Genomic DNA, 20,681 nt, shown 5'->3' on the forward strand with positions numbered 1-20,681 from the left:
CAATTAATAATAACGTAGCGGGCGCAGTGCCCACCTTCAAACAAAAAAAGAATAAATGAATAAATGCGATTTTTCACACCTTTCCAATCAGCAATTCGCAGTTTTGCCTCTTCCCTCCAACAGCGGTTGGCGGCGACTGGATTTTCTGCACCAAATCCAGCAACGCTGCCAAGTTCATTTCCGGCTGACAAGGCTGCTGGAATTCACGGCGTTTGGATACCCACAACTGACTGCAAAGTTCTCACATCAAAAGAGCGAATTGCTGAGGCAATGGACTTTCTCGCCGATACGGGATTTAATACCGTTTTTCCTGTGGTTTGGAACGGGGGTTTTACGGCTTATCCTTCTCAAATTATGTGCGAACAATTTGGGGCGGAAATTGACGCGCGGTATCGAGGTCGCGACCCCTTGGCAGAATTAATTGTTGAGGCAAATAGAGCCGGACTCAAAGTTATTCCTTGGTTTGAATACGGATTTGTGAGTTCTTACAATCGCAATGGCGGTCATTTGCTGGCGAAAAAACCTGAGTGGATTGCCCGCGATGCCAGCGGTAATTTACTTAAGAAAAATAACTTTGACTGGATGAATTCTCTCGATCCGGAAGTGCAAGACTTTGTGCTGGGGTTGATGCTGGAAGTTGCTAAGAATTATCCGGTAAACGGCGTTCAAGGAGACGATCGCATTGCGTTTCCGGTAGAAGGCGGTTATGACGAAAAAACGGTTAAACGCTATCGAGAAGAGTGCGGTAGAGCACCACCATCGGATTGTAAAGAGCAACATTGGCTGCAGTGGCGTGCTGATATTATTACTGAGTTTGTGGCTCGTTTATACCGAGAAGTGAAAGCAATTAATCCTGATTTGTTGCTATCGATGTCGCCGAGTCCTTATGAGTGGGGACTGGTGGAATATTTGCAAGATTCTCAAGCTTGGGTTGATAAAAATTTGGTGGATCTGCTTCACCCGCAGTTTTATCGCCGCGATTTTAATGCTTACAAACAATTGGTCGATAAAATGATTGGGGGACAGCTTAGCGGGCAGCAATTAAAGTGCGTGTCGCCCGGTATTTTGTTGACGAATCGAGGCAGCAAATATAGCATAACTCCCGAACTGTTGTTGCAAGTAATTGCTTACAACCGCTCTTGCGGGATTCAAGGAGAAGTGATGTTTTTTTACGAAGGTTTGCGAGATAACGATAACGCTTTGGCTAAGGTTTTGAAAAAAGGGCCCTATGCTGGTTGAGAGATTGTCCCGCAATCAAGCTGTTTCCGGTTCGCGGCAGTCAATCGATTGCGCGATTTTAGATTTGAGATTTTAGATTAAAGAATTGAAGTATTGACTTGCGCGAGATAAATTCGGGGGCTTGTATCCTGGATGCTTGATTGTCAGTCGCCGATCGCTATTTCAAACCAAGTTGGTATAAAATAAGATGTTGCCCCATTCTCAATAAGCTGTGATTAACAGGCAAGATGCCTGTGAAGCGAAGAGTGAATTTTCTTGTGAAACCGGCTTTTTGCCTGTTGCTGACAATGGTGCAAGATGTGAGTATAAAATGATATAGCAGAGCTAGGCCAGTTAAAAACCCAACGATGCCAAGCAGCAAGCGCTACTAATTGTCAAGCCGATCGCCCAAACAAACCCGATAATTAATAATTGGGGAGTTGCAAAAATAGTGGAATAAGACATATTTTAGAAGTGGTGCAAGCTTTTTTTTAGAAGTAGCGTTTTGTAGACGCCATATTTTTTAAAGACAGTTTAAAAGAGCAATATCAACCGCTCGCCAAAATATTAGGATAAATCAGTGACATCAGCAGCAAGCCTCATCCAACAGCTACCCGAGCTCAGCGATGCTCAATTCCATCAAAAATATTTGAAACAAAAACAAGGGATGCGAACCTTGGCGACTATATTGCCGCAAGTAGAACAGCAAAGTCTGGCTTTGCGGGCAGTAAAATTAGCTCTAAAAGTAAATTTAAAACTAGGCTCGAAGCTAGCAGGAACGGTAAAGCCAGAATTTCAAACAGCCACAATAAAATTAATCGAAAAAATCCCCACTTCGCCGCTGCTCAAAATTCAACTGTTGGCCCTAACAAGTTCCGATATGGCAATTCCAATGCTGGTGGCCGCATTGAACCACAAAGAAAGTGCAGTGCGCCTTGATGGGATTCGAGCGATCGGGAAAATCGGCTCCGAAGCAGCAGTAATTGAATTAGCCCGATCGCTCGAATCCAAAGATTCCCAAATCCAAGCTTGGGCCGCTTGGGCTTTAGGAGAAATTGACTCGAAACCAGCCGCCGCAGCACTGCTCAAAGCCATCAAACACCCAGAGTCCAGGGTGCGCGCCTGGGCTGTTTGGGCCTTGGGCAAAATTAACCCGAAAACAGCCGTCCCCGCGCTGCTGAAAGCCCTCAAACACCAAGACTCCGAGGTGCGCTGGCGGGCCGCCGTCAACTGCGGGAAAATCGGCGTCTCTGAGCTAGTTCCCGGGCTGCTGAATGCCCTCAGAGACGAAAATCACATCGTCCGCGCTAGGGCGGCGGCAGCTTTGGGGAAAATCGGCGATTGTGAGGCAGTACCCAGCTTAGTAGAATTGCTTCACGACGATCCCGACTCCTATGCAGTTTCTTTGAGGGCCGCCGAGGCCTTGGGACAAATCGGCACGGAAACGGCTGTGGCCGGGCTGGTGCAAGCCCTCAACCACGACGACTCAGACGTGCGCGGCAGTGCAGTTTCTGCCTTGGGAGAAATCAGCAGCGAGGTGGCTGTGGTGGCCGTCATGCGATCGCTCTCGGATCGAGATATTTTCGTGCGCGGCAGGGCGGCGGTTGCCCTTGGGAACATCAATACAGAGGGAGATGCGAAATTGCCAAAAATGGTGGTCGCGGGACTGGCGAGCGCAATTGGCGACAGCGAATCTTATGTGCGGTGGAGAGTTGCTGCTGCTTTGGGGGAAATTGGGACAGAGGAAGCTGTGGCAGGTTTGGCGCGGCTGCTGGGGGACGAAACTTCTGGAGTGCGCCAAAAGGCTGTTAAATCCCTCGGTCAAATTGGCTCAACGGCTGCTATTTTGGCTCTGGAAACAGCTTTAAATCGGGAATTTGCTGACGTTCGCGCGCTGGCTGCCCAATACTTGGCGGATGTCAGCACTCAGGCAGAAACAGTTGATTTTGATCCCTCAGTCTCAGCAGATTTCTCGGATCGCAAACTGCCGGAAATCCTGATTGCTTCGCAAGTAGAAGCCAGCGAATACATTGTTGAGCGCCCTGCGCGACGCGAGATTAAATACCTGATCTCGATCGGCAGTCCGGGTGTTCCCGAACCCAAAACTTTTCATCAAATCCCGAACCGAATGTGCCTGGAGTTTAACGACCTCGACACCCCCGTTGACGACCCAGATCAAATCTTGCCTACCCTTGAGGATGTACTGAAAATTATTGACTTCGCCCTCAAAATGTCGTCGCAGGGAGGCAGTTTGCTCATCTGCTGCCAAAGTGGGATCGGCCGTTCAACGGCCACAGCTTTGACTGTGTGTGCTGCGCTGTTGGGTCGCGGCAAAGAACGGGAAGCTTGGGCTTTGGTACTCGCCGCCAGACCCCAAGCCAAGCCGAATCGCTGGATGGTACACTTGGCCGATGAAGCTTTGGGTAGAGACGGCAAGCTAGCACTGGCGATCGAATTGACCGCTGCCACTCCAGAACTCGCAATCGCCAACAGTTGAGTCGCAGAAACCGGGTTTCTTTTGGTAAGACCTACAGTTATACTCAACTAACGGCACTTCACCTCAGACTTGTCTTTGCGGGGCAACGATGCCAAAAGTCGATCGCCAGGGTGCAAAAGTTCGATCGGCTGCTGCATTTGTGACATTCTGTGCTAAAAAGTTGTCGGATGCTCAACAAAAACCGTCAAGCAATCGTCGCATTGCTGGCAGCCAAACTCCAAAGCTGAGGAATCGGGTGCATTGTCAACAGACAATATCAGCTTTGGGCTACTCACAGGCAAAACAGGTCAGAGAGAATTTTCTGCCTGTAAAACTCCACGCAGGGATAACTCACTGCGGGGATAAGTTTTTATTTTTTGCCTGCTGCAGACTTTTACGAGTCGAAAAAGTAATTTGGCAACAGCCCTCAACAGCCTAATTATCTATTAGACATCAACCGAATTTAAGTTTCTCCTCTGACTCGACAAGAGTTTCAGATGCTTTTTCGCAGATGTCTGCGGTCAAATAGACAAGCTTTTCCGTTTGGAGAAATTAAGAGCGTGGTAGATTTTAACAGAAAACAGGGGTTGCATATGTCAAAAATTAACTTGCTAAAAAAAACAGGACACGAAGCAAGTTTCTCGGTTGCCGTTTGGGAAGACCAGGGGGAATTGAATCCAGACTTAGAACCATTTAACCCGCAGAAAAAAAAGGTGAAAACGCGAAATGTTAACCCAAAAAATACCAATTTAGGTAAACAGATGCCAGTTTTAATTTCCGGAGAAGTGGCTTCTGGAGAAACCGTGAAGACAAAAAAAAACAGCCAGGATTTTGTCAAAAAAATATCCTTGAGAGTCAGCCAAAGTTTACCCTCTAAAATAGGGGGTTTGCCTATCCATAAAAAAATTGGCTACGGGTATTTGCTGGCAATAGGAATCGCATTTTTGGGTTCGCTGAGCGGACTGGTGATTGCCGATTACTACCAAGGACAAGGATTAAAACAACTCAATGATGCTCACCTACAAGCACAATTGCTCGGCAATTTTAAAGATGCAGCGCTGGCGGCCCAATTGCAGGGTTCACAGCTAGATTCTTTTGTAGATAATTCGATCGAGATCAAACAGCAAGAAGAGCAGTTGGTTAAGAGTATTGTTCAGGCAAAAAATCTGCGGTTGCGTATAGAAAAATTTGCCGACAGCCAACCCGCTTGGCTGGCAGCAAAACCGGAAGTTCTCAAGTTTTTACTCCAAGATTGCACGAAAAATTTAGAAGCCTACGCCGATACTCTCAAGTCAACTTTGCAGAAAATACAGCAATCGCAACTATCGCCTCGCGAGATAGAGTCGGCCAGAAAATTGCTCGCAATCGAAAGCGGAGAAGGTGTAAAACAGCTCAACAGCAGCCTTGAGGAATTGAGCAAAATCCTGGAGATTGCCCAGCAGCAAGAGGGCGAAGGCGGTGAAGTGATGGAAGACGCCCAAGGAATGGAAAAAACCATAATTATTATTAGTATGCTGCTGTCGGTAGTGGTGGCTGGAATGGTGGCTTACCGCACCAGTCGGGCGATCGCCAAACCTGTTATCAGCGTCACTCAGGTGGCCCAACAAGTAGCCGCTGAGTCTAATTTTGAGTTGCGAGCGCCCGTCACCGGACAAGGCGAAATCGGCTCTCTGGCTGCCTCTCTCAATCACCTAATCGAGCGGGTTTCGGGACATACAAAAGAATTAGAACAAGCTAAGGAAGTCGCCGTCGCAGCTAACACTGCTAAAAGCCAGTTTTTAGCAAATATGAGCCACGAATTGCGGACGCCTTTAAATGCGATTATCGGCTACAGTCAACTACTTTCAGAAGATGCCCAGGATGCGGGATTTGATGAGTTTGTAGCCGATTTGCAGAAGATTGAAAAAGCAGGGGCGCATCTGCTATCTTTGATTAACGATATCCTTGATTTGTCAAAAATTGAAGCGGGGAGTATGAAACTCGAAATCCAGGAGTTTGACATCGAATCCCTGGTTGATAATGTGGCGAGTGCCGCGAAACCGTTGGTAGAGAAAAATGGCAATGTTTTGGAGATTGAGTGCGATCGAACTGTGGGCATAATGCACGCAGATTTCAAAAAAGTGCGCCAGGTTTTGATACATCTGCTGAGTAATGCTGCGAAGTTCACCAAAAACGGTAGAGTGAAAGTGAGTGTGAGGCGCATTGCAGGAAGTGGAAAATTGAATGCAGCAGGGCGATCGGCGATTGACGATTCAATGGCTGCCGATGAAACTCATTCTGTGGCGATTGCTTGTCCCCTGCCGAATGTTCAAGACTCGGATTGGATTTGTTTATCGGTTAAAGATACCGGAATTGGAATGTCGGAAGAACAACAACACAAATTGTTTGAAGCTTTTGTGCAAGCTGACTCTTCAGCGGCGCGACAGTACGACGGCGCCGGGTTGGGGCTGACACTCAGCCGCTACTACTGTCAGATGATGGGCGGGGAAATTTTGCTAGAAAGCGAAGAGGGAAAAGGGTCTATTTTCACTGTGCGGATACCGGCAGGAAACGGGTGATGTGATTTTGGGGCTAGAGATGTAGGGTAGGCAGAGGGGCGAAAATTTATGTTTCAAACCTCTGGCTGTATGTCCAAATGCTTTAGTCGGGCTAGTGGGCACGTAAGAATTCAGGTCTAAATTTGAGGAATTAAAGATGGTTCTTGCAGATTTGGATTAACGATCGCTTTTATAGCTTGCTCAAAAAAATCGTAAGCGTTCAGGGGGTGCAAATAACGGGACTTAAAGAAATTTTAAGCCCAAACAAAGCCTAAACTGGCTTTATAAGCGGAGAATACGTCCCAATTTTGGTTCAACCATTTCACTTTCCCTAAAAGATATGGCCGTCCGAAATGCTTCGAGTGCATCACTAAAAGTGTTTAAAGGTTTGTTTGCCCATTTGCGCCTTAATCCTCCTGTTAAGGTATGCCAGAGAATGAAATTGTAGGCACAAAACACCATAATGAAATGTCTTTTCAGGCTGATTTCATCTCTGACTTGATATTCCTTTAACCCCAACCAGCCCTTAGCTTCCCGATAGAAAACTTCCACCCAATTTCTTTGTGAATAAGTTTTTACTATCCACTCCTCTGTCGCTTTTGATAAGTAAACATTACTCATCAAATAATCTATTTCACTGGCGGTCTCGAAAGTATCTGCATTCATGACGATGGCTATTACTTTCTTACCCGTGCATTGTGATAACTCGACTTGTTGAATTGCTACCCATACTGTTCTCGGTTGTTCTAAATTGAGTTGAATTTTTGTGAAAGCCTCTAAGCTGTTCACCATTTAAATTTTCGAGGCTATCTAAGCCTGTAAAGGGTTTCAGCCTTAATCACCCAGTTTAAATGCTAAACAGCTTACAGGCAATGCTTTTGTTAAATTGTCTACTCGAATTTCTTCTGTTTCATTTTCGGTTTTTTGAATTATTACTTTGCGATTCTTGGCGATTCCTCCGATATATTTTAATTGGCGGTTTTCTAATTCTTGTACAAAACTGGTGTTATTACCATACCCTGCATCCATCAATACTATTCCTGGTTGATAGCCTCTCGCTAAGGTTTTGTCGATTAAATTTATGGCGATTTCTGGCTTTTTCTTAAATTCAGGGTCCTCGTTTCCCTCTGGTAATGAGTAGGCTTTTTTATATAATTCAATATCTAATGGCAGGCTCTTTTTACCATCATATAGATGACTTGTAAATATTACTACCCCATTGTCAGTTTTTCCGATTTGTCCGATGTATTGTCTGCCTACACCGTCGGTAAAATTACCACTTTTTCTGTGACCTGAACCATCTATTATCAGGCTAAATCCTCGACTAATCTTGGTTTGGTTGCACTGATTTATTACGTCTAGGCGACGTTGATTGAGCTCATTGAATGACCAAGGCGCTGTGGTTAAAAAATGATGTAATTTGTGGTAAGTTACTCGCCAAGGCATTTTCTGCCATCTGCGACAGTTTTTTTCGTTCCCGAGCTCCCAATAATCCCCCTAAATAGTTCCTAAACTCTCGTTGTTGGGTCAAGATGACGAAAAATATCGTCAAATCTTTGACACCATCTATCGAAGCAGGGGGGCATCGCGGCAGGGCTTGTCTCTTTCATCGGTCATTTTTAACGTTATATGCTTGCTATATAACCCACATTCCGCACTTCTTAATATTATTCTGATGAATTATATCAAAAATTGCTGTAAGCTTTACTCAGTAAGACTTACAGCATTATTAAACTATATTGCTTTTTATAAAGAATCATTATCTATTTCCCGTACAATAATTGTTATTGAGAAATAATTGCAGATAAAAGCCCTGGAATAATGGTTTTCCGTAAAAGCACTTCTGACTATGTTAAGAAGTGCGGAATGTAGGATATAAGCATTATAACCTATTTTTATCGTATTTTATGTTTAAGTCCCGATAATGCCCAACGATGCCAGCGTCAAAGGCAGGGGATGGAAAAGCTTTCGAGTATCGGTGCGTCAGGTGGAGCGCGAGACGGGGCTGAACTTCTTGTCTGATGTGCCGCCCCAGATTCACCAAGTCATTGAGAGCAAAGCGGACAGTCAATAACGCCCAATACCGATACCCCAGGCTCAACATAACCTCAGCTTATTGCCCGCATCAGTTTAACTGTCGCCACACCCCTTTACAAACCTTAACGATAGGCGTAATAATATAAACATCATCCGAACATTGACAAATTCATACGCAATCATAAAACCATGACAACGACCTTACAGCAGCGCTCTAGCGCCAACGTCTGGGAACGCTTCTGCGAGTGGGTAACATCCACCGACAACCGCATCTATGTAGGTTGGTTCGGCGTCTTGATGATTCCCACCCTGCTCAGCGCCACCATCTGCTACGTCATCGCCTTCATCGCTGCCCCACCAGTGGACATCGACGGCATCCGCGAACCAGTAGCAGGTTCCTTAATGTACGGCAACAACATCATCACAGGTGCAGTTGTCCCCTCATCCAACGCCATCGGCTTGCACTTCTACCCCATCTGGGAAGCAGCTTCCCTCGATGAGTGGCTGTACAACGGCGGCCCTTACCAATTGGTAATCTTCCACTTCCTGATCGGTGTATTTTGCTACATGGGTCGCGAATGGGAACTGTCCTACCGCTTGGGAATGCGCCCTTGGATCTGCGTCGCTTACTCTGCACCAGTAGCAGCAGCCACCGCAGTATTCTTGATCTACCCCATCGGACAAGGCAGCTTCTCTGACGGTATGCCCTTGGGAATCTCCGGCACATTCAACTTCATGATCGTGTTCCAAGCCGAGCACAACATCCTGATGCACCCCTTCCACATGTTGGGAGTAGCTGGTGTCTTCGGTGGTAGCTTGTTCTCCGCCATGCACGGTTCTCTAGTTACCTCTAGCTTGGTTCGCGAAACCACCGAAACCGAATCGCAAAACTACGGTTACAAATTCGGTCAAGAAGAAGAAACCTACAACATCGTTGCAGCCCACGGCTACTTCGGTCGTTTGATTTTCCAATACGCTTCCTTCAACAACAGCCGTTCCTTGCACTTCTTGTTAGGTGCATGGCCGGTAGTCGGCATCTGGTTTACCGCTTTGGGTATCTCCACGATGGCGTTCAACTTGAACGGTTTCAACTTCAACCAATCGATTATCGACTCTCAAGGTCGCGTCATCAATACTTGGGCTGATGTCATCAACCGCGCTAACTTGGGTATGGAAGTAATGCACGAGCGCAACGCTCACAACTTCCCTCTCGACTTGGCTGCTAGTGAAGTCACTCCAGTAGCTTTGGTTGCTCCTTCTATCAACGGCTAAGTTTTAGCTTTTGATTAGCAAAAAGCGCTCCTAGAAATAGGGGCGCTTTTTGTTTGGGGAAAATCTAATTTAACACTACTAATGCTTGGCAAAAGTTGGCTTACAGTTTACCTCAATAAATTTTTATCTGACCCTTTATGGACAACGACAAAAATTATTGAGATAGTTATAGAGTTCGCGAAATAAGGGACATTTTTTCTGGACTTCATTTGGATCGATTTCCCTCAATAGCAAAGGAGTATGATCTCCTTTAGAAAAGCGTGCTTTATCGCGATCGACCTCATCTTGAACACTTGACTCAATTAAAGCTTCTGATATAGTCATTTCAAATAAATGTGAGACAAATGCAAGATGATGTAAAATCAAGAAAAATTGTTAACTCGGAGCCGAAAAATGGCATACAGTCTAGATTTAAGAAAAAGAGTAGTGGATTATGTGGAAAATGGAGGGGGTATAACCAAAGCCGCCGCCCTGTTTAAAGTAGGAAGAGCAACAATATACAGATGGCTAGGGAGGGAAGACCTTCGAGCCACTAAGGTAGAACACCGTGAGCGAAAGATAGACTGGGAAATGCTCAGAAAAGATGTAGAAGAAAATCCCGAAGCAAGATTAATAGAAAGAGCAAGGAAATTCGGGGTGAGAGCGAGTGCCATATGCTATGCCTTAAAGAAAATGAAAATTACGATAAAAAAAAAGAATTTCGTTATAGAGAAAGGAATAGAGAAGAAAGAATACAATACTACCAAACACTGAGAACTTTAATTAAAGTTCATGGGAGTAAAAGCCTTGTATTTATTGATGAGTCAGGGTTTGAAGAGTTTCATGCTTGTGTTTATGCGTGGTCAAAAAAAGGGAGAAAAGTATATGGGGAGAGACAAGGAAAACGCGGAAAAAGAGAAAATTTAGTAGCAGGAAGAAGAAAAGGCAACAAGGACTTGATTGCACCTATGGTCTTTACAGGGAGCTTGAATGCAGAAAGTTTTGAAGGGTGGTTAGCTTTATATTTATTGCCATCTTTAACAATACCATCAATATTAATCATGGATAATGCACCGATTCATCGTAAGACAGCAATTAGGCTCCTGGTGGAGGAAGCAGGCCATCAGATACTTTTTTTACCAAAATACTCTCCTGACTTAAATGATATTGAGCATGATTTTAGTGCATTAAAGAGAGCTAAAATGTATGCGTCTCCTGGCACATCTCTTGATGAAGTTATTCGTGCTTATTGTGCAGAAAGAGTGTCTCATACTTATTTGAAATGACTATAGTTTTTCTCGACAGCAATCTCTTTGAGGATCGTATTCACTAAATGATTCGGGATTCTCAAAAGAAACTTTTTTTTCTGTACTCAGCCACCAACACATACGTTTATGTCTGCTTCTCAAATCTGAATGTTTAGCTATTGAATTATTCCAATCAGCAATAATCCAAGCTTCGATTTCCGGCGCGGCAAACCCAACAAATTTTTCGATGTCAGCACATTCTGGTATTTTTGATAACTCTGCCAATATTTTTGATTTTTGTGTCTGAGAATCGCGGCAATCCAAATCGTCAAAAACTAAAATCAGGTCGCATTTATTTGCTTCCGCTTTTAAGGCGATCGGTAATTCTTGCTTTATTTGCTCGATTAAGCTTTGACCTGTTCTTCCATAACTACCTGCTTTATTAGCTTTAGGGCCGGGTTTTTGACGAACTGGTGTTTTTCGTTCAAATCTACAGCCCGGAAAAGTTTTTTCTAAAAAAGGAAAGAATCCTCTAACCTCAGCCTCACCGCCTCCAGAGAAAACCCACACTACCACGGCCATCCTCCAATACTTGGATCGCCAACACGGTATAAGTCGCCCAATTGCCATCCCTCTTCAAGTTTTGGCTTCAGCAGTTCTTTTGAAAGAGATTTGACTGAGAAATACGTTCTGTTTTCGGGATAAAAACAAAGAACATTCTCTAAACGATCGGTAAAGTGATCTAAAAGGTCGGGACTATGTGTGGTAATAATTATCTGAGTTCTGGTGGCAGCTTTTTTAATCCACTCAGCTAAAATTGGCATCCACGATACGTGCAATCCTAATTCCGGTTCATCCATAACTATCAAAGAAGGAAGAAGTGGAGAATGTAATATAGTTGCCCAACAAAGCATCCTCACAGTTCCATCTGACATTTCATTAAGGTAAAATACTTCTTTGATATCTTCAAAATACCATTCTACAGTGAGAGATAGGCGACCAGAACGTACAGGTCTAATGCGACGAGTTTTTGGTAATATCGATTTCATCGCCTCGTTCAGGCTATCTTCAAAGTCGATATTTTTTTGGCTTAAATTATCCAAAACTAAGGCCAGATTATCTCCAGATGCAGATAGGTAAATATCACTTCCACCTATTTTAGGCTCTTCGGTTCTAATTAAATTCAAATTCATGTTATTGGCATTATAAAATTGCCATTTTGAAATAAATTCAATTAATTCTCTTCTAATTTTGTAAACAGGTGTATTTTCTGGTGCTAATTTACTATTTTCAAGCAGTGTCGGAATTGTCAACAAACCAAAAGAATTTGTAGGAATGTTATCTAAAGGTTCAAACTGAGTTGACACTTGACCGGGAGACTTGTAAACAGATAAAACTCCTTGCCCTAATTCTCTGTTATGCAATTTATAGTAATAGAAAGGTTGCCTGCTGTAATTTTCCTGCAAATCTTCTCCGTCATACAGATATTCTTCAGAGATACTCGCCCTTACGTTTTGTCGATCGGTATAAAGTTTGAAATCAAGAATTGCGCTGTCTTTTTGAGGATTACCAGTTTGGTTAATTTGCGAAAAACAGCAAGCTATACTGACCTTTGCTGGACTTTCAATATTGACATCTAAAATTCTACCACCACCAATTTTAGCAACAGCATCCTCAAAACTACTCATGTCCCGATTTGCGTCGGGAATAGCTATTAGGCAATCTTTTAAAAAATTCAAACAACTGATGAAATTGCTTTTGCCTGAACCGTTTGAGCCGATAAATATATTAAGGTTGTTTAAATTTACAGATGGATCTAAGTGCAGATTTTTATAATTCTTGGTTGTCAAAAATCGAATAATGGGTTGATTCATACGATCGCTCCGGTGATACTTTAGAAAGTTAGGGTAGGCAAGATGCCTACCCTACAAAGGTAAAAAAATATTTTTTTACCTTTTAACTCTCGATTTTGGATTAGCTGTTACTGAACAAACTTCTTGAATGCCAGAGTCACGTTGTGGCCCCCAAATCCAAAGGAATTCGACAGCGCCACATCAACTTTTAGATCGCGGCTTGTATGAGGAACATAATCCAAATCGCACTCGGGATCTGGATTTTCCAGATTGATTGTCGGCGGAATTTTGTCGTTGGCGATCGCCATTACCGTCGCCACCGCCTCAATTCCCCCAGAACCGCCCAAAAGATGGCCGGTCATCGACTTGGTAGAACTAATTGCTACTTTGTAAGCGTGGTCTCCCAAGGTCTTTTTAATCGCTTTCGTTTCCGTAGAATCGTTGGGAAGCGTGCTCGTGCCGTGAGCGTTGATATAGCTCACTCGATCCGGCGTCAAACCCGCATCCTTGAGCGCTAAAGCCATCGCCCGCGACGCACCGTTCCCCCCCGGTACCGGAGAAGTCATGTGATACGCATCGCAAGTTAAACCGTAGCCGACGATTTCTGCGTAAATCTTTGCGCCGCGCGCCAGAGCGTGTTCCATTTCTTCTAGAATCAGAATGCCAGCACCTTCGCCGACGACAAAACCATCACGATCGCGATCGAACGGACGGCAAGCATGAGTCGGGTCATCGTTGCGAGTTGAAAGCGCCCTCGCCGCAGCAAAACCAGCCACGCACAAAGGTGTCACCGCAGCTTCGGTACCGCCGCAAATCATGGCTTGCGCGTAACCCCCCTGAACTAGGCGAAACGCATCGCCCACGGCATTTGACCCGGCAGCGCATGCCGTCACCGTGCAAGAGTTTGGCCCCTTAGCGCCCGTTTGAATCGCCGTCAGGCCCGCGGCCATATTTGCAATCATCATGGGAATCATAAACGGGCTGCATCTATCGGGACCGCGATTCAGATAAATCTCTTGCTGGTCTTCCAAAACCTTCAGGCCACCAATGCCAGTGCCAAGAATGACACCCACCTGTTCTGCGTTCAGGTCGTTAATCTCAAACTTCGCATCAGCAACAGCTTGTTTGCTCGCTGATACCCCAAATTGAGCAAAGCGATCCATCCGCTTTGCTTCCTTGCGCTCTAAATAGTCGTGTGGGTCGAAACCCTTCACCTCTGCGGCAAAGCGGCAGTCGTGCCGCGACGGGTCGAATAAGGTGATCGGGCCTATACCATTCTTCCCGGCAAGCAACCCGTCCCAATACTCGGACAAGGTATTGCCGATCGGTGTAATCGCGCCGAGACCCGTGATAACAACGCGCTTACGCTCTAAATTTGTCATGATTTCAGTTTCAAAAAATTAAACACCCAGAACGCAGAACAAAAGAGGAGTTTCCAGTTTTCTAACTTCTCTCCTCTTAGGGGAAAAGACAGGTATTTTATGCTTTTGGAGCTGCAAGTTCCTTGTTGATGTAATCTACACAAGCTTGAACCGTAGTAATTCCTTCGGCTGCTTCGTCGGGAATTTCAATATCAAACTCTTCTTCCAACGCCATTACCAGCTCTACTGTATCTAAGGAATCTGCTCCTAAATCGTTAGCAAAGTTGGATTCGGGCTTGACATCGCTCAGATTCTCGACTTCCAGTTGCTCTTTCACAATTTTCTGGACTCTAGCAAAAATGTCGTCTTGGCTCATAACATCGTGTCCTCATTGGTTGCTGCGTATCTAATCTTATCCGAAAGGGGGATCTGCAGGAGAAAGGCTGGCCGCTTTTCTAAGTGACACGGGCCAGCGACAATTGGGACACGGACGATCGCAGCAACTCTAGGGCTAAGGCAAAAAAACCCCAATAGCCCAAAATCAATCATCTCGTTTAGCCACCCGATCAAGTTGAGGAACCGGAATTTTGGGTTCATGGTGCGTCTGTCATCAACTCAAAATCCTTGAGAAAAGGTGACAGTGGGCTCCTAGGTAGGCGGTGATACGTTAATTATAAAGAGGGAAAACTAAGCAGGAAGCCTCCCGACTTCGATCGCTCAAGTTTCTTTTCCCGAACCTTGTGTCCCCAGCAGAAACGACTATGCCATCCCAAACTCTCAGATATGCTTACTTTCCCGGTTGCGTTGCCCAAGGGGCGGCCCGCGAACTTTACTTGTCTACAATGGCGCTAACTCAAGCGTTGGGGATTGAACTGGTGGAACTCAAAAAAGCTTCCTGCTGCGGTTCTGGCACTTTCAAAGAAGATTCGCAGTTACTCGAAGATACTGTCAACGCTCGCAATATTGCTTTGGCTGAGGAACTGAATCTGCCTTTGCTGACACATTGCAGCACTTGTCAAGGGGTAATCGGTCATGTGGACGATCGCCTCAAGGAATCTCAGAAAACCGATCCCAACTACATAGAAAAAGTCAACGGTTTACTCAAAAAACAAGGCTGTTCGCCTTATCAAGGCAGTACCGAGGTGAAACATCTGCTGTGGGCGATCGTTGCAGATTACGGACTCGACGAAGTGCAGAAGCGAGTCACCCGCAAGCTTTCCGGTTTGAAGTGCGCGTCTTTTTACGGGTGCTACCTGCTGCGAGCTCAGGATAAGCTGCTTTACGATGACCCGCACCAACCGGAATCGATGGAAAATGTATTTCGGGCGATCGGGGCAACTCCGGTTTACTATCGAGGTCGGACGCAGTGCTGCGGCTGGCCGTTGGCGAGTTATGCCACTAACCAATCTTTTGGGATGGCAGGCAAACATATTCAAGATGCTCTTGACAATGGCGCTGATTGTATGGTAACGCCTTGTCCGCTTTGTCACTTGAATTTGGATTCGCGCCAGCCGGAGGTGGAAAAAGTAATCGGGCGCAAGTTGGGTTTGCCTGTGCTGCATTTACCGCAGTTGGTGGCTTTGGCTTTGGGTGTGGAACCGAAAAAACTAGGACTCGATCGGCATATTGTGTCAACTAAGCCCGTGTTAGAAAAATTAGGCTTTTAGTCGATCGATTGGCGCGGGTGTGTAGTAAGCCCTAATTATCAAAAAGTTTGCAACAGTGGGTATAGGGGCTAGTTCACCCAAATCCTTGCTAAAAGCCAAAATATCAAACAACAAGTCCTTACAACAGTTGCACAACTTTGGGAAATTGGCATAAAGACTTGAGTTTTTTCTCAAATCAAATCCGGTTAGATCGGAATTATACAGAGCCCGCGAGCCGAAAGCTCGATCGGGCTCATACATTTTTGAGTCAATAGAAGATACAGACCCAAAAAACAGTATACTATTATACAAAATAGTTTTTAAGACTTCCTAACTGCCTAGTTAGGGACAAGGAATAAGCAATGAAACGAAACCCAGTAAATCTCACACGTTCGGTATTCCTATGGGCAATGCTAGGAATCATTTGTGGTTTGTTTGGTGCAAGTTATTGGATATTTTTGTCTTACATGATGGTGGGATTTGAATATTTTAGTGGACTTTCTCTACTAATCATCATGCCGCTTGCGGGTTTGCTCATCGGTTTGCTCATTCATTGGCTGGGAAATCCTGGCGAAATAGGGTTGATTATTGACAATATTCATCTCAATGGTGGGCGGTTACCAATGAACGAGAATCCTTCGATGATTCTGTCGTCGCTAATCAGTATTGCAAGTGGAGGCAGTGCTGGCCCAGAAGCACCAATGGTGCAAGTCACAGGTTCAATTGGTACGTGGTTAGCCGATCGCTTTCAATTGCGCGGAGAGGCACTGCGAAGTTTGAGTATTGCTGGCATGGCATCTGGTTTTACAGTTTTGTTCGGCGCTCCCTTGGGTGGTACTTTTTTTGCTTTAGAAATTCTGCATCATCAGAATGTTGTGGAGTATTTTGAAGCAATATTGCCTGCAGTCGTGGCAAGTTGTGCAAGTTACACCATCTTTGTAGCAATTACCAAGCTAGGAATTGGTCCTACCTGGCATTTTCCTCAATACAATGTGGACAGCCTTTATGACTTTGGCGCAGCGATTGCTTATGGAATCGTAGGTGCGATCGTGGGGTGGCTTTTTATCGCTGTATTTCGCAGTGTAGGTCGCTTGTTTGATTCGATACCCAGTCCCATTTATGTACGCACTACTTTAGCTGGGCTAGGACTTGGTGTTTTATCAGCTTTTTTTCCGCTCACTCGTTTCTTTGGCGAACATCAAATTGAAAAAATTGTTGAGGGAAACTTTTCTTTGGGATTGATCTTAACTTTAGTTATTGCTAAAGTGTTTGCCATTAGTACGACCGTAAATGGAGGCTGGCGGGGGGGAATTATCATCCCGCTGTTTTTTATAGGAGCCTGTTTAGGAAAGGCAATTGCTATCATTAATCCCGCATCCAACGAGACTTTGGCAATGATTTGTGTAATGGCTGCTCTGAATTCAACAGTTACTCGAACTCCAATTAGTACAACTCTGCTACTCGCTAAGTTGACAGGATTCAGCACTTTTACACCGATTCTCTTCGCTAGTCTGGTGGGCTTCTTCTTGGCTCCCCGATCTCCCTTCATTAGCTCACAGCGTAAAATTGATTGACAAACGGCTAGAAATCCTCTAATACCTCCGTGTAGCGGCGAAAAATACGTGCATTTTGCGAGTGTCGAGTCTCAAGGCTTCTGCCATTACAAATGCACCAATGGCATCAAACAACATCTAGCCGTTGACACCAGTCAGACTGCCGTTTTCGATCGATCTCACATCTTGCACCATTCTTAAGAACAGGCTTTCGGGCCTGTTCCACAACAAGTGCATTTTCTTGTGGGGTGGGCAGGAGAGCCCGCCCAGAGAAGGGTTATCGATAATGGTGCAATATCTCAGATCCATTGCACAAAAGCCAGTGTGTCCGATGACTGTGGCTTGATTGAAATGTTGAGTCACAACCTCGATTATTTTCACACTCGGGCCCGTCAATATTCCTAAGACGATCATTCTCCAAGGGCAAGGGGTATCACCCGGAGCGGCTCATCGCAGAGAAAGTAAAAACTCGATCCCCAGATTATGACCCAGATCCGGTTTAAAGTGGCACGGAAACTAACGAAAGCCGAAAAAATGGCACTACAGGGGAAAACAGGATTTGTCGTGGTGGCAACTCGCGATCGTGATTGAACGGTCAATCGATTTTAGATTTGAGATTTTAGATTTTCGATTGAAGCATTGACTTGCGCGAGATAAATACGTTCGGCAAGTTTCATCGGATACACGTTTTTTATTTCTGGACGGATGAATCCGGGGGCTTGTATCCTGGATGCTTGATTGTCAAACGCTTCGATGTAATGCTCTAAGAGTTTCGCCTGTGAACTTTGAGCCCACTCTCACCAATCCTACTGCTAAACTCAATTTGTATTTCATCAGGCTGATGCTCAAACGGTTGGCGAATGAATAGATCCCAAAAGGGTTCTATAAGACTCTCAGGGTGAATAACTGTGAAGTTTTGTCGCTTTTTCGCGAAGTGCTTCCAGGCACTGCGGTAGACTAACCTTTAATTCTCTGTGCAGGCTATAGCGGTGTCACCTCGCCGTCAAATCTGTTCACTCGCAGAGGCAGCAAATTTTTAGTGACTCGTTGGGAGCCTATATTCAATGTCTCATTCAGTCAAAATTTACGATACTTGCATCGGCTGCACTCAATGCGTCCGCGCTTGTCCGACTGACGTTTTGGAGATGGTGCCCTGGGATGGCTGCAAAGCAGCTCAGATTGCCTCATCTCCCCGCACCGAAGACTGTGTAGGCTGCAAGCGGTGCGAAACTGCTTGCCCGACCGATTTTCTGAGCATCCGGGTTTACCTGGGAGCAGAAACCACTCGCAGTATGGGTCTAGCCTACTAAATACCGATCGGCACGCCGATCGAATTACGGGCAAAAAAGAGGGGGCGATTTAATCGCCCCCTCTTTTTTTGTCGCGGAATCTGCATTCTGGGGCCGGAAGAAGGTAAAAATGATAAAACTTGAGTTTTATTGCGATCGCTAAGCAGGAGTAGTACGTTAGATGTGCGGAATCGTTGGCTATATCGGCACGCAAGCAGCAAGCGAGATTTTGCTAGCAGGATTGGAGAAACTAGAATACCGGGGCTACGATTCAGCGGGCCTCGCTACCATCTCGGAAGGAGAAATTACCTGCATCCGAGCCAAGGGCAAATTGCACAACCTCCGGGAAAAGCTAGCAGAGATAGACTCTCCGGCTCCCATCGGCATCGGACACACCCGCTGGGCAACTCACGGCAAGCCTGAAGAATATAACGCTCACCCTCACATGGATAATAGCGGGCGAATTGCGGTAGTTCAAAATGGAATTGTCGAAAATTATCGCGAGTTGCGGAAAGAATTGAAAGCGAAGGGACATAAATTTGTCTCGGATACCGATACAGAAGTTATTCCTCATTTAATAGCTGAATTTTTGAAAGAAGCAAGAAGGGAGAAGGAAGAAGAAAAAGATAAAAAAGCCGAGAAAGTTGCTGATTTATCGTTTTTGGAAACTGTTTTAAAGGCGGTAAATAAATTAGAGGGAGCTTTTGCGATCGCCGTTATTTGCGCTGATTTTCCCGACGAAATAATTGTCGCCAGACAGCAAGCTCCTTTGGTGATTGGGTTTGGTGCTGGTGAATTTTTCTGCGCTTCCGACACGCCGGCCTTAGTATCTCACACCCGCACTGTTTTGTCCTTAGAAAATGGCGAATTGGCAAGGCTAACTCCGATGGGAGTCGAAGTTTACAGCTTTGCAGGGGAAAGGCTGAAAAAAATCCCGCGCATCCTTGGTTGGAGTCCGGTTTTAGTCGAAAAACAAGGCTTCAAACACTTCATGCACAAGGAGATTTACGAACAGCCAGCGGTAGTCCGAGCTTGTTTGGAGGCTTATTTAGACAGCGATTGGCAGCCGGAAAATCCGCGCTCTCCCATCAATCTCAACTTGCCCAAGGAGCTTTGCGCCGATGTCGAACAAATTTCGATTCTCGCCTGCGGAACGAGCTGGCACGCCTCGCTAATTGGCAAATATTTGTTGGAACAATTAGCTAATATTCCCACTGCGGTGCAGTACGCTTCTGAGTACCGCTACGCACCGGCACCGCTGACAGCAAATACTTTAACTATTGGGGTAACACAGTCGGGAGAAACGGCGGACACGCTGGCTGCTTTGGGAATGGAACAGCAGCGCCGCGCGGGTTTTACTGATAAATTCCGGGCGAGAATGTTAGGCATTACTAACAGGACTGAAAGTTCGATCGCCCACATGATGCCGCAGGTAATCAACACCCACGCTGGTATAGAAGTCGGCGTTGCTGCAACTAAAACTTTTGTCACTCAGTTGATGGCATTCTATTTCTTAGCTTTGGATTTGGCGCACCAGCGGCAAACAATCAGCACGGAGAGATTGGCAGAAATTATTACTGGTTTGCGCCAGTTGCCGGCAGAAATTGAGAAGTTTTTGGAGATTCAAGAACAGTATGTGGAGGAATTGTCCCACCAGTTTACAGACACCCAAGATTTTATCTTTTTGGGGCGGGGAATTAACTTTCCGATTGCTTTGGAAGGGGCGCTGAAACTGAAGGAAATTAGCTACATTCACGCCGAAGGATATCCGGCGGGAGAGATGAAACACGGCCCGATCGCCCTTTTGGACGCGAAAGTGCCTGTAGTGGCGATCGCGATGCCCGGAAGCGTCTACGAAAAAGTGCTTTCCAACGCTCAGGAAGCCAAGGCCCGCGACGCCCGTTTAATTGGTGTCACGCCGAAGCAAGGTGTGGCGGAAGCCGATATTTTTGACTGCGTTTTGCCCGTGCCTTTGGTGGATGAATTGTTGTCGCCGATTGTGACAGTGATTCCGCTGCAATTGTTGGCTTATCACATTGCGGCGCGTCGGGGTTTGGATGTGGATCAGCCTCGCAATTTGGCGAAGTCGGTGACGGTGGAATAAAGGAAGTCATTAGTCCGTAGCCATTAGTCATTAGTCATTAGTGGGTTGTTGGTTGTTGGTTGTTCGTTCTAATAACCAATAACCAATAACCGATGCCCGATGCCCTCTT

General features: G+C 45.5%; 16 protein-coding genes and 1 pseudogene. 11 read left to right on the top strand and 6 right to left on the bottom strand.

The window, feature by feature from the left end:
- Nucleotides 1-63 precede the first annotated feature (63 nt).
- The 4 genes from OSC7112_RS11000 to OSC7112_RS11015 all read left to right on the top strand — a co-directional run bounded on the left by OSC7112_RS11000 (nucleotide 64) and on the right by OSC7112_RS11015 (nucleotide 6,252).
- Nucleotides 64-1,239: a glycoside hydrolase family 10-like protein gene (locus tag OSC7112_RS11000; RefSeq protein WP_015175973.1), complete on the top strand. Its 1,176-nt coding sequence runs from the start codon at nucleotides 64-66 to the stop codon at nucleotides 1,237-1,239.
- A gap of 559 nt (nucleotides 1,240-1,798) precedes the next feature.
- Complete coding sequence (locus OSC7112_RS11005) at nucleotides 1,799-3,715, top strand: HEAT repeat domain-containing protein (RefSeq protein ID WP_015175974.1); 1,917 nt, start codon at nucleotides 1,799-1,801, stop codon at nucleotides 3,713-3,715.
- 88 nt (nucleotides 3,716-3,803) lie between these two features.
- Nucleotides 3,804-4,133: a hypothetical protein gene (locus OSC7112_RS11010; RefSeq protein ID WP_041622478.1), complete on the top strand. Its 330-nt coding sequence runs from the start codon at nucleotides 3,804-3,806 to the stop codon at nucleotides 4,131-4,133.
- A gap of 154 nt (nucleotides 4,134-4,287) precedes the next feature.
- Nucleotides 4,288-6,252: a sensor histidine kinase gene (locus tag OSC7112_RS11015; RefSeq protein ID WP_223300810.1), complete on the top strand. Its 1,965-nt coding sequence runs from the start codon at nucleotides 4,288-4,290 to the stop codon at nucleotides 6,250-6,252.
- Nucleotides 6,253-6,485: 233 nt separating this feature from the next.
- Here the strand turns inward: OSC7112_RS11015 and OSC7112_RS11020 are convergent.
- Nucleotides 6,486-7,841 (bottom strand): annotated as a pseudogene (locus tag OSC7112_RS11020) (IS701 family transposase).
- A 616-nt stretch (nucleotides 7,842-8,457) separates the two neighbouring features.
- Here OSC7112_RS11020 and psbA point away from each other — a divergent pair.
- The 3 genes from psbA to OSC7112_RS36985 all read left to right on the top strand — a co-directional run bounded on the left by psbA (nucleotide 8,458) and on the right by OSC7112_RS36985 (nucleotide 10,805).
- Complete coding sequence (psbA, locus tag OSC7112_RS11025; protein ID WP_015175976.1) at nucleotides 8,458-9,540, top strand: photosystem II reaction center subunit D1; 1,083 nt, start codon at nucleotides 8,458-8,460, stop codon at nucleotides 9,538-9,540.
- 393 nt (nucleotides 9,541-9,933) lie between these two features.
- Nucleotides 9,934-10,293, top strand: coding sequence for an IS630 transposase-related protein (locus OSC7112_RS40920; RefSeq protein WP_041622479.1), 360 nt, complete (start codon nucleotides 9,934-9,936; stop codon nucleotides 10,291-10,293).
- On the top strand, nucleotides 10,194-10,805 hold the full coding sequence (locus OSC7112_RS36985; RefSeq protein WP_223300650.1) for a transposase: 612 nt from the start codon (nucleotides 10,194-10,196) through the stop codon (nucleotides 10,803-10,805). Before OSC7112_RS40920 ends, OSC7112_RS36985 begins: the two co-directional genes overlap by 100 nt.
- On the opposite strand, the gene OSC7112_RS11040 is transcribed toward OSC7112_RS36985, so the two are convergent.
- The 4 genes from OSC7112_RS11040 to acpP form a co-directional block, all read right to left on the bottom strand.
- Nucleotides 10,806-11,348, bottom strand: coding sequence for a hypothetical protein (locus OSC7112_RS11040; protein ID WP_015175978.1), 543 nt, complete (start codon nucleotides 11,346-11,348; stop codon nucleotides 10,806-10,808).
- Complete coding sequence (locus OSC7112_RS11045) at nucleotides 11,336-12,640, bottom strand: AAA family ATPase (protein WP_015175979.1); 1,305 nt, start codon at nucleotides 12,638-12,640, stop codon at nucleotides 11,336-11,338. The genes OSC7112_RS11040 and OSC7112_RS11045 overlap by 13 nt, the downstream gene beginning before the upstream one ends.
- A gap of 107 nt (nucleotides 12,641-12,747) precedes the next feature.
- Nucleotides 12,748-14,001, bottom strand: a complete 1,254-nt coding sequence (fabF, locus tag OSC7112_RS11050) for a beta-ketoacyl-ACP synthase II (protein WP_015175980.1) — start codon at nucleotides 13,999-14,001, stop codon at nucleotides 12,748-12,750.
- 97 nt (nucleotides 14,002-14,098) lie between these two features.
- Nucleotides 14,099-14,356, bottom strand: a complete 258-nt coding sequence (gene acpP / locus OSC7112_RS11055) for an acyl carrier protein (RefSeq protein WP_015175981.1) — start codon at nucleotides 14,354-14,356, stop codon at nucleotides 14,099-14,101.
- 385 nt (nucleotides 14,357-14,741) lie between these two features.
- On the opposite strand from acpP, the gene OSC7112_RS11060 reads away from it, so the two are divergent.
- On the top strand, nucleotides 14,742-15,647 hold the full coding sequence (locus OSC7112_RS11060; protein ID WP_015175982.1) for a CoB--CoM heterodisulfide reductase iron-sulfur subunit B family protein: 906 nt from the start codon (nucleotides 14,742-14,744) through the stop codon (nucleotides 15,645-15,647).
- A gap of 341 nt (nucleotides 15,648-15,988) precedes the next feature.
- Entirely contained in the window at nucleotides 15,989-17,200 is a 1,212-nt protein-coding gene (locus tag OSC7112_RS11070) for a chloride channel protein (RefSeq protein WP_015175984.1), read from the top strand.
- 117 nt (nucleotides 17,201-17,317) lie between these two features.
- On the opposite strand, the gene OSC7112_RS39585 is transcribed toward OSC7112_RS11070, so the two are convergent.
- Complete coding sequence (locus OSC7112_RS39585) at nucleotides 17,318-17,542, bottom strand: hypothetical protein (RefSeq protein WP_190274365.1); 225 nt, start codon at nucleotides 17,540-17,542, stop codon at nucleotides 17,318-17,320.
- A gap of 701 nt (nucleotides 17,543-18,243) precedes the next feature.
- Between OSC7112_RS39585 and psaC the strand changes: the two genes are divergently transcribed.
- Nucleotides 18,244-18,489: a photosystem I iron-sulfur center protein PsaC gene (gene psaC, locus OSC7112_RS11075; RefSeq protein WP_015175986.1), complete on the top strand. Its 246-nt coding sequence runs from the start codon at nucleotides 18,244-18,246 to the stop codon at nucleotides 18,487-18,489.
- A 160-nt stretch (nucleotides 18,490-18,649) separates the two neighbouring features.
- A complete protein-coding gene (gene glmS / locus OSC7112_RS11080; RefSeq protein WP_015175987.1) occupies nucleotides 18,650-20,572 on the top strand; it encodes a glutamine--fructose-6-phosphate transaminase (isomerizing) in 1,923 nt (640 codons plus the stop codon).
- Nucleotides 20,573-20,681: the final 109 nt, after the last annotated feature.

It is taken from the genome of Oscillatoria nigro-viridis PCC 7112 (genome assembly GCF_000317475.1).
In the GTDB taxonomy this organism is placed as follows: Bacteria; Cyanobacteriota; Cyanobacteriia; order Cyanobacteriales; family Microcoleaceae; genus Microcoleus; species Microcoleus nigroviridis.